Genomic DNA, 10,497 nt, shown 5'->3' on the forward strand with positions numbered 1-10,497 from the left:
ATGGCGCTGTCGCCCTTTGGCAGATATTTATCCAATTGTTTGGCTGGATGCGATTCATTACAAAGTGAAAGAATCAGGTCGGTATGTTAGCAAGGCCATTTATACCATTCTTGGCCTAGATTTAGAGGGGCAAAAAGAACTACTTGGGCTGTATATTTCTGAAAATGAAGGTGCGAATTATTGGTTATCTGTACTCACTGATTTGCATAATCGAGGTGTTAAAGACATCTTAATTGCTTGTGTTGATGGATTAACTGGCTTTCCTGAAGCGATTGCGTCAATTTACCCTCAAACCGAAACCCAGTTGTGCGTGATCCATCAAATTCGAAATTCAATGAAGTATGTCGCTTCCAAGCATCAAAAAGCGTTTATGGCTGACTTAAAGCCTGTTTATCGCGCAGCAACCAAGCTAGAGGCTGAAGTTGCACTTGATGAGCTTGAGGCGAAATGGGGAACTCAATACCCTATTGTAATCGCATCGTGGCGCAAAAAATGGGATAACTTATCGCTTTATTTTCAATATCCTGAAAGCATAAGAAAAGCGATTTATACGACGAACGCTGTCGAAGCTGTTCATCGCCAGTTCAGAAAGTTGACTAAATCCAAAGGCGCCTTTCCAAACGAGAACAGTTTGCTTAAATTGCTCTATGCTGGCATATTGAACGCGACTGAAAAATGGACAATGCCAGTGAACAACTGGAACTTGGCATTGTCGCAATTTGCAATTCACTTTGAAGGGCGATTGGACAGTAAGTTAGATATTTAAATTTAAACTAGGCTGACACAGATTTTTGAACGCCCTCCGTCTAATTGCTAACAAGGTCAAAAATATAATTGCGAGCGGACCTGTACTACCACCAGACTCACCACCTGCAGAATTATCAGGTTTGTTATTGTCAGTTGGTGTTGTTTCTTTTGGTTTAGCGGTAACAACAAGTGTAGCTGTTGTTTGCGCTGTTGTATCACCGCTGTCAGTTACAATTGCTTTGATTGTATAAGTGCCAGCTGTTAAATTACTTAACGCGGCGCTGCTGTGGTTCCACTCAAATGGTGCACTGCTATCTTCTGCAACTAAAGTGTCGTTAATATATAAAGCTACATGTTTAATATTACGCGTTGTCATAGGTGTAGACGCATCAACAGTGAAAGTGAGCGAGCTGTAGTCTTCAGTCACAGATTGTGTGCCTTTAGTAAAGCTTACTGTTGGGGCTGTCACTTTTTCAGTAACAATTAGTTTAGCAGTGGCTTCAGCGGTTACACCCTCGTTATCGGTTGCTATTGCTTTAAGTGTATGTCTACCTGCAGCCAAACCCAGTAGCTCAGTTTTTAGGGCTTCGTTGTGGCCCCAATCATAAGGTTCTACAGATTCTGCACGAATAGGTTTGTCGTTTATCAATAGCTCAACTTGGGCAATGCTGCGATCTTCTATTGGCGAGCTTGCGGCAACATTGAGTTGTAGGCTGGTATAACCTTCTGAAACGGTAATGTCGCCTTGAGAGAAACTAACAGATGGTGTTGGGTCTATCACAGTTAGTTTTATTGACGTTTCAGCCGTGTCCCCTTTACTGTCGGTTACTTTTGCTTTCAGTGCGTATTCGCCGACTACCAAGCTGCCGAGTTGGCCATTTGCTTGTGTCCATACATAGGGGGCAGCAGCATCATTTGAAATAAGTTGGTCATCTAAATATAAATCGACTCCAGTGATAGTGCGGTTAACGTCTGGTGTTGCAGCGTTTACTTGAACACTCATACTAGTGTAGCCAATTGATAGGGTGATCTCTGACTCATCAAACGAAACTGTTGGTGTTGGTTCAACTACTTTTAGGGTCATAAATGCTTCGGATGTTTGTCCTGTGCTGTCTGTTGCGACAGCTTTAAGTGTATAACTACCAACCGCTAAATTTTGTAATAGAGTATCCGCATCTGACCATGCAAAAGTTGGCCCGTTTAGGCTTGAAACCAATTGATTATCAATATACAGCGCAACATTGCTAATGGAGATTGAAGAATCAACCGATGATGCTGTCGTTTTGATGTTTAAACTTGAGTAACCTTTAACTACAGTGAGCGCACTTTGCTCAAATGCAACAGATGTGTTGGATAAACCCAAATCGATAATTTGTAGATGCAATGGTCTAGCCGTACCTGATGCAGCTTCCATCAAGTAGTAATAAACCTTGCCGCCTTTAGCATACGAAACGCCGTGCTGAAAATTGGTTGTGGTTGTTGTGTCGGTATAAATTCGACTAAATTGCGTAGTACCGCCTTTGGCAACTTCAATATAAGGCTTTTTATTTTCTAAACCTATGATGTAAACATCATCGCCAATCGCATTTATTTCAGAAGCGCCAGTAATACCCGGTGCATGAATAAAGTCAGTTGCGCCAGCTGGTTTGTACAGGTGACCATAAACTGTCTTGTTATTCTCATTATCTTTAACTCGGTGGATTATATGAATGTCGCCCTTATCTGTTACAGTCCAGTCAAAGTTACCCACTATATGTACTTTGTTTGCTTGGGTTGTGTCTACTAAGTCACCCGGCTCATAAACTTTTATCTCATCGGCATCAACTAACGGCCAAGTAATTTGTTTGCCTGTGTGGTCGCGCCAAACATTGTTTGCTGGATCATCTAAGTAAGCATAATAAATACCGTTTTGGTAAACGAATTTGTCGTTGTTGTTGCTACTACGTTTTTGGAAACCAACACGTAATTTGCCGTTTACGTATTTCATTTCACCATACAAACCCCAGTTGTAATCTAGACCGTGGCTTTTTTGATTTCTATGGTTAAAGGCTTCAAATAAGCTCCATTTTTGTGCAGTTGCATCGTAGCTATTGTAATAATAAGCACCATTATTATTGCCGCCCCAACGCATAAAGTGGAGTAAGTCACCTTCTTTGGTTTCGTAAAATTTAGGGTAGGTAAGCGCTGCAAAGTTGCGTTTGTCGGCTAAATCACCTGTCATGGTTAGGTGTTTGTAGTCATCACTGCCGGTGCTAATTGAGCTGGTATCTTTTACAAATATTTTTTCTAATGTGAAGTCTTCGTCGGCCACTTCAGCCGCGCCAGCAATACTATAGCTGTAGCGGAAAAAGTCATCTTTAAACCTGTCATCATCAAATTTCGCTTGGCTTGGATTATCGTATACGCTGGTGTCGTCGTATGCGTGCAAATCATACACCATATGTATGGTGCCATTTTTCGGGCTAATGGCTAAGCCTATGGTGTTGTGCGATTCACCAATCCACCAATTGCCCTGAAAACCATTGTGTTGATGCGGAAATTCTATGGTTTTCACTACACCTGTATTGGTATCTAAACGAGATAACATTACGTGGCGGTCGTCTTTGCCCCCACGATACCAAGTCATAAACACATAATGTTTATAGGTTTTTACCGCATCACCATGCGCTGATATGCTGCCGCCAAATTTAAAATGGTATTTTGCATCGTCTTTTAGTTGCTGGGTGCTGAGTTTAGGAGTGGCGGTATCAATATCAGAACCATCAAAATGCAATGCATTGTCTGCAATTTTTGTTGACGACTGTAAGGTTACGGCCGCATTTACATTTGCTGCGGCGAATAAAAATAAACCAGCCGCCCCGCAGGCTATGGTTTTATTTATTCGAGCAAGTGCGGTGTTTTTAATCATCATTGTGTTGGTGCCTTTACTTTTTAACCAAAATTTGACATAACTATATCATTTATTATCATTGTATGTCCAAAGTAATCATATTATTTCATAAATGATCTTTTGGCATCTTTCTGATTAATTATGAGGCGATGGCAAGATCTCTGAGGTTTATATCTCTGGTTCAGACTTATCCAAAACAAATGGCATCTTCTGCAAATAAATCATCAATAATGGGGTAGCAAATTGTTGGCCTAGTCACTTATGTAATATATCCACTTGTTTTTTTGCATCATCGAATTGTTGCTGCATTGAGTGAAATTGAAGACGTTAAACATGAAAAAATTCTTAAAAAACGCTAAACCTGCTTTTGCAATATCATTAGCTATTTTGTTGGCTGGTTGTAAAACGACTCAAGCACCTGTTGCCGAGCAAAGAAATACCAAAGTAGAAATGGTGGAGTACTTTGCCGACAATGCTTTGGGTACGCCGTTGGCAATTGTGCAGCATCCCGCTGGTATTCATAAAGATGGCATTACCTATGTTTCATACCAAGGGCCATTTTCCGACCCATATGTAGCAGCCTACAATCACAAAACTAAACAATGGCAAGGGCCTTTCCAAGCAGGGGAGAGTGATCTTGGTCGAATGGGGAAAAAGAAGCCAGATAATCACGGCAAACCAACCATGTTAATTGATGACTTGGGTTATATTCATATTTTTTTTGGTGGTCATGGCGGTAGTAAAGAGCATGGTGAAAATTTACTGGGCAACTATAACTCTGGCCGTAACAAACACGTAGTGTCTAAACGCCCTGGCGATATTAGCGAATGGGAAGAACTTAAAAATATTTCGGTATTTGGCACTTATAACCAAGCAATTAAAATGGACAACGGAGATATTTATTTAATTTATCGCCATGGTGCGCATCGGAGTAATTGGGTTTATCAAAAATCAACCGACCATGGTCGCACATTTGCCGAGCCTGTATCTTTTCTCAAACATAAACCGCATGAAACTAAGAACCATCATGACAGCTGGTATGTATGGGCAGTCAAAGGTGAAAACGACGAGATTATTTTAAGCTACGATTATCACGTTTGCCCAAATGATACTAGAGCTCGCGGGCATATCCCTGTACGTCATGATTTATATTACATGGTGTTTGATACCAAAAATGATACTTGGCGCAATGTGCAATCAGAGCCTTTAGATATACCAGTAACTCGCCAAATTGCCGATGCAAAAACCTTAGTAGCTCGTACAGGTGGTGATGACATGTGGACCTTTAATGGCACAGTACGTTTAGACCAACAAGGTTACCCACATTTAACAATTAACGTAGGTAAAGACGTTGGCAAACGATGGGGCGGCTCTAAACAAGCGCGCTATTATCGTTGGACGGGTGATAATTGGACGGGCGGAAATTTAATCTACAACAAAGTACCTAAGAGCTTAGGCTCAGAAGGTGATTTTGTATTGAAATCACCTACAGATGTGCAGTACACCTTGGCTTATCAAGAGAAAAACAAAGATGCTGTAGTGGCCGATTTTTACAGTAAAGATGCTGGTAAAACGTTCGAAAAAGGCCAAGAATTATTGCGTATTCCTGATGTTACTTGGTCTATTAGTTCATTGATAAAAGATGCCCACGCAGACGCCAGAATACTGGTGGCAGAAAGACCAAAAGGCACGCAATGGCGCAGAATTTATTTGTTAGGCGACAATGGCCCGATAAAACGCGCAAAATCAGAAGCATTGGTTTTAAAAGAAGCGGATAAAGTTCAGTTTAAGTAGTGTATTTATACCCAAGCTACTTGAAGATGCATCTTCAAGTAGCATGAGCATATGTCATTTACGTTTGAGTAACTTACTTGGTAGTTTTGAGTCTGTATCCAGCTCAATCACCGAGTAAGCGGGTAAATCAAATTTTATGTCCTCAGGTAATGGCTTTGCACTAGCAGCAAAGCCAAAATAACTTTTACCCTGGCTGATATTTTCAACGTGTTGCTTTATCGTATATTCAGGTAAGGCTAAGCTATAAAAAGCGACCTCATCTATAACACCAGAAAAAACTTGCGAGCGCTTTTGGCTGCTATTAGGCGTGTTGCCAATGGTTGTTGATACTGCGCCACCACTAAATACTTTTGAGCCTTTTGGGTGTTTATATGACGCAAGTTTTTCGCCATTAAGATAAATTGCTTGTATGCCGCTGTGTGCATTATAGGTTGCGGCTAAATGGTTAAATTTTTTTGCTATTAGCTGAGCTAGAGTTGGTCTGCCATCTTGACCATCTAGTGCAAAATTTAGTTCGTGGTACCCTTGGCCTAAAATCGATAAACCAAAATTGATGCTGGCAAGTGCATTTTGTTGAGAGGTCGCACTACTGATATTGAGTGAAATACGAACATCATCATCACGTTGTTGCTGATGAAAAATTGTATATTTTTTGTCTAGCTCATTGGTAAAATCTAGCTTGATTAAGGTCTCAATAGTTAAACCATTGTCGACAGCAAATGAACCTGTGCCAGGAACAGTACCGCCGCCACTACCTACTGAAATAACCTCATCTTCATGGTTGCCAAAATTAACGGCTTGTCCAACAACGCCCTTTACTCTGGTTAGTCCAACAGCAGCAACGCCGTGAGCAATGCCGGCGGTGTCAATAAAGCGATCATTTTGCTCGTTAAAATTCCAGAAATGTACCGGACGCCACGTACTGGAGGTAAATACACTAGCTTTACCGCTGATAATTTTAGGGGCATCTGAAGTTAAATCTATGGTTACAGTGCTGCCATGAGTTTCTATAAGAAAACCTGGATTATGGATAATGGTGTTTTGCTCTGGCAACGATTCCAGCGTAATTATGCCTGTTCTGAGTCTGAGCTCTTCTTTATTGTAGAGTTTTATAACGGTATTGGCCTCAAGGTGGCAGGTATCGCCACTAGCGAGTTCTATGGTTGCTGCTTGTTTAGCTTCATAAATACCAGCGGTTAAGGTTCCGCCATCTATATCACCTTGTTCACCCAAAACATTAACTTTTCCTTGTACAAGTTCAGCTACAATGTCTGAATTATGACGCCCAAAAAACAGCCACAACAAGCACAGCAATAATAAAATGAAGATAACAAGGGACTTAATATTGAATTTAGAGCTAGTTGCTTGGTTTTGCTGTTGCGATGGCCCTGGCTTTGACTCAAGCGTTTTATCTGGACTATCTATTGCAACAGGGTCGTTACCGCCCTTAGGCCGCATAACAAACTCTTCAGCCATGGTCATGCGTCGATAAACAAACTCCGTTTCCTGATCAAACGAATCAATCAAATTGACATGCAAATTCAAATAATCGAAATAGAACTCTTGTGCCTGCAAATCACCTTTTAATAACTGTTGCAGCTTGGCTAATTGTTGTTGGTTAGCGTTATTATTACAAACATCGTCAGCAATAAGTCTAATTTGTTCAAATTGATCGCTTCGATTCATGCTTAATTCTCTTTGACCTTGTTATCAATGCAATCAATGAGCTTTTTACGTAACTTACCCAATGCTTTTCTTATCGCATAAATAGAACGACCAGTATTATCAGCTACATGTTGTGCAGTTGAGTTCTCTACGTAAAAACCGTGATAAACCGTCTGCATTGACGACGAGAGCTGCGAGCGGCAATGTTCTAAATGCCGCCATTTTTTTTCTTGTTTAGTGGCTCTGCTTTCAATAATGGCAAGGTTGTCACTAAACTCTAAGAGAAAGTCATCATCCAAACCCAACTGATATTTATTTTGTTTGCTGCGAAAATTTATAATTTTGTAATAAGCAATGGTATTGGCCCACTTTGAAAAGCTAGTGCCAACCTCAAAGGTGTTAAATTTTTGCCACAAGACCAAACAGGTTTCTTGAAAAATGTCATCAGCGGTCGTTTTGTCTGAAACAAAAGCTAAAATATAAGCGTAAAGTCTTCTTTTATCTGCCTCAAAAAGCTGATGGAACAGCTTATAATTAGCTGGATTAATAGCATGAGAGCTTGATTCTAGGTTAGAATTTTCATTGCTATCTTCTTGTGGGTGCACGCTACAACCTTAACTATACTTACCGAACAATGGCACTGTTACTATAAATGAAAGTTTAATATCAAATCCATCAAGTACTTTGTCATTTAACAAAAAATTTAATGACATTAGTAAAAAAGTGAATGCTCAGTCAGAGCATTCACTTAATTGTAATTTTTACTGCAAAAAACTATGGCTTTGACTTACAAAACAAGCGTTTTTTTCAGGTGAATGTTTTGACTTGACGAACCTATAAGAATGTCAAAGTCACCAGATTCAACCACCCAGTCTTTCTCGTCAACACTCCAATAGTTAAATGCATCAGCATCTAATGTAAAGGTGACGGTTTTTGACTGGCCAGCTTTTAGATAAACCTTTTTGAATGCTTTCAATTCCTTTACAGGACGCAGTACACTTGCTTTATGATCAGCAATATAAAGTTGTACGATTTCATTTGCTGCCATCTCACCAGTGTTACTAAGCTTCATGCTTACTGTTACCGTTTTGTTGGTTTTCCAGTTGTTGTTTACCTTAATATTTTTATAAGAAAAATCGGTATATGACAAACCATGACCAAACGGGAATACGATCGGCAATTGTTTAGCTTCAAACCAACGATAGCCCATAAACACACCCTCGCTATAAGGGATATCAACTAGTTGATGTGGTTTAACGTAGTTTGTAAATGCCGGATTAAATTTATCGTCCCAGCCTAACCAGTAAGGTTTATATTTGTTGTTACCATACCAATAAGCTTGGTCACCTAGGAAATTAAACTCTGGGTCTGGCGAATCGTTAAAATCTTTTTCAAAAGTAAACGGCAGCTTACCTGATGGTGATGTCTTACCACTGATAATATTGGCGAGTGCATGGCCACGTTCTTGCCCCAAAAAGCTTAACCACAACACACCTTTAACATCTTTTAACCAAGGTGTTGGCATAGTGTTGGATGAGGTGAGTAAAACCACAACATTGTCGTGCAACTGAGTCAGTTTGTTTAATACTTTAGGCGGCTCAATAGGCGCTTCGAACGGAATATCGTGGCCTTCACCGCTGAGCTTATTAAAGTTGAACAGCACGACATCTGCTTGCTTAATTAATTTTTCATCAATCTCTTTGGAATAGCTGAAGTTATCGCCAAATGCGGCTTTTAAACCCATTGCATAACTTACATGTTCGTAGCCTTTAACATGGCCACTGCCTGTGCCGGTAAATATTTCTTCTTCGCCAATTAATACCACACGTTTTGATTTATTAATCGGTAGAATTTTATCTTCATTTTTTAATAATACTATGGCCTCTTGCGCAACTTTTCGAGCAAACATTTGGTGTTCATTAAAAGTCGCTTTCATTGAGATATCTTGCGGCTCTCTGTCGTAAACGCCCATTTTGAAAAACGTATAAAGGTTAGGGTAGATCATAGTCTCAAGTTGTTTTTCAATTTCTGCTTTTTTACTAGGGTTTTGTTTTAATTCTGCCCACAACCAATCGGTAAAGGTATAGTTATCTGGCATAATAATGGTTGTGGTTGAAGGTAATACTAAGTCTTGATTGTTTGGGAAATAGCGAGTATTTTGCCAATCTGTCATGGCAATACCTTTAAAGCCAAACTCTTTACGTAGTACGTCGGCAATTAATGGCTTATGCATGGCACAAGACACACCATTAACCACATTGTTGCCTGACATTATGCCCATGGCGTCAGCTTCTTTAATGATTTTTTCCCATGGTCGTAAATAAATTTCACGCATGGTGCGATCATCCACAACCGAGTTAGCAATGTGTCTAACAAACTCTTGATCATTGGCGATAAAGTGTTTTGCAGTTGGTACTATTTTTAAACTCTGCAAGCCTAAAATATAACCCTTAGCCATGTCGCCTGTTAATAACGGATCTTCACCCATGTATTCGTAGTTACGGCCACCAACTGATTGACGCTGCATATTCATGCTCGGCCCAAGCAAAATATCGACACCTAGCGCGCGACATTCTTCCGCCATGGTTTTACCGAATTGCTCTGCCAATTCAACGTCCCAAGTAGCAGCGAGCGGCAACATGCCTGGCATTGAAGTACTTTTACCTGAAACAGATACTGTACCCATGCGCAAACCTTGCGAAGCGTCGGCCAAAGTGACAGGGCGAATACCTAACCGCGGAACACCAGCGTAATTAAAAGGTTTAACCGCAGTGGTTAACGCCAGTTTTTCGTCAAAAGTTAAACGCGAGATTAGATCTTTGGTACGTTCGTCAGCGGAGTTTTTTGGGTTAGCGTAAACTGCGCTTTTGATCGAATTTGGGTGCAAAGCAACAGGGTAATAACCCTCAAGTTGCTCTGGTTTTTGTTCTTTTATCTCTACAATATCTTTGTGCTGTGGTCTTGACTTGTTACTTGCGTTGGCATGCATAGCTGAACAACACAGTGCTGCCACGCCCAACAAGCTTAGCAAATTTAATTTTTTCATAATTTTCCTAAATCACCGCTTTAACAAACAGTTTTATAAGTTTCTGTTTAAATGCGCTCAAAGTGCGCAATTTATAACTGCCCAGCTAACTTGTAATCCGGAGTTCAGGTTAACTGAGCAAGAAGGTGATAACGTCAAAGCTGCAAACATCGCCACCTTTAACAAGATAATTGGCTAGGCGATAAAAGTGATACCCCCCTGGTTTTAAAAAGTTAAGTATGAATCGAGAGGTTAACGTGTAGAGTTGTGAGAAGTTGAAGGGGAGGCCCTTAGGTCTATTCGACCGAGGGCTTACTGGAAATTAGAGCTAAATCAATATAAATTGCGAGTATCAGAGCCATCACAGACAGTTCAA

General features: G+C 40.3%; 6 protein-coding genes. 2 read left to right on the forward strand and 4 right to left on the reverse strand.

What is annotated here, in order from left to right; translation table 11 throughout:
- On the forward strand, positions 1-766 hold a 766-nt coding region (locus tag WSC_RS23545), incomplete at its 5' end, for an IS256 family transposase (RefSeq protein ID WP_040395291.1).
- Here the strand turns inward: WSC_RS23545 and WSC_RS24500 are convergent.
- Positions 755-3,658, reverse strand: a complete 2,904-nt coding sequence (locus tag WSC_RS24500) for an Ig-like domain-containing protein (protein ID WP_016957731.1) — start codon at positions 3,656-3,658, stop codon at positions 755-757. The two genes, WSC_RS23545 and WSC_RS24500, sit on opposite strands and share 12 nt — an antisense overlap.
- Positions 3,659-3,970: 312 nt before the next feature.
- Here WSC_RS24500 and WSC_RS0119965 point away from each other — a divergent pair, with 312 nt between their 5' ends.
- Complete coding sequence (locus tag WSC_RS0119965; RefSeq protein ID WP_016957732.1) at positions 3,971-5,431, forward strand: BNR-4 repeat-containing protein; 1,461 nt, start codon at positions 3,971-3,973, stop codon at positions 5,429-5,431.
- 54 nt (positions 5,432-5,485) lie between these two features.
- On the opposite strand, the gene WSC_RS0119970 is transcribed toward WSC_RS0119965, so the two are convergent.
- The 3 genes from WSC_RS0119970 to WSC_RS0119980 all read right to left on the reverse strand — a co-directional run bounded on the left by WSC_RS0119970 (position 5,486) and on the right by WSC_RS0119980 (position 10,142).
- On the reverse strand, positions 5,486-7,117 hold the full coding sequence (locus tag WSC_RS0119970) for a LamG-like jellyroll fold domain-containing protein (protein ID WP_016957733.1): 1,632 nt from the start codon (positions 7,115-7,117) through the stop codon (positions 5,486-5,488).
- A gap of 2 nt (positions 7,118-7,119) precedes the next feature.
- A complete protein-coding gene (locus tag WSC_RS0119975; protein WP_016957734.1) occupies positions 7,120-7,701 on the reverse strand; it encodes a sigma-70 family RNA polymerase sigma factor in 582 nt (193 codons plus the stop codon).
- 182 nt (positions 7,702-7,883) lie between these two features.
- The gene (locus WSC_RS0119980; protein ID WP_016957735.1) at positions 7,884-10,142 is read right to left on the reverse strand and encodes a beta-glucosidase; all 2,259 of its coding nucleotides are present in this window, start codon (positions 10,140-10,142) and stop codon (positions 7,884-7,886) included.
- Positions 10,143-10,497 lie beyond the last annotated feature (355 nt).

The organism is Catenovulum agarivorans YM01, assembly GCF_000281085.1.
In the GTDB taxonomy this organism is placed as follows: Bacteria; Pseudomonadota; Gammaproteobacteria; order Enterobacterales; family Alteromonadaceae; genus Catenovulum; species Catenovulum agarivorans.

What these genes read in the sequence shown, in the direction of transcription:
- WSC_RS0119980 (WP_016957735.1), bottom strand. Translation starts at nt 10,142, where the DNA reads ATGAAAAAATTAAATTTGCTAAGCTTGTTGGGCGTGGCAGCACTGTGT.
- WSC_RS0119965 (WP_016957732.1), top strand. Translation starts at nt 3,971, where the DNA reads ATGAAAAAATTCTTAAAAAACGCTAAACCTGCTTTTGCAATATCATTA.
- WSC_RS0119970 (WP_016957733.1), bottom strand. Translation starts at nt 7,117, where the DNA reads ATGAATCGAAGCGATCAATTTGAACAAATTAGACTTATTGCTGACGAT.
- WSC_RS24500 (WP_016957731.1), bottom strand. Translation starts at nt 3,658, where the DNA reads ATGATGATTAAAAACACCGCACTTGCTCGAATAAATAAAACCATAGCC.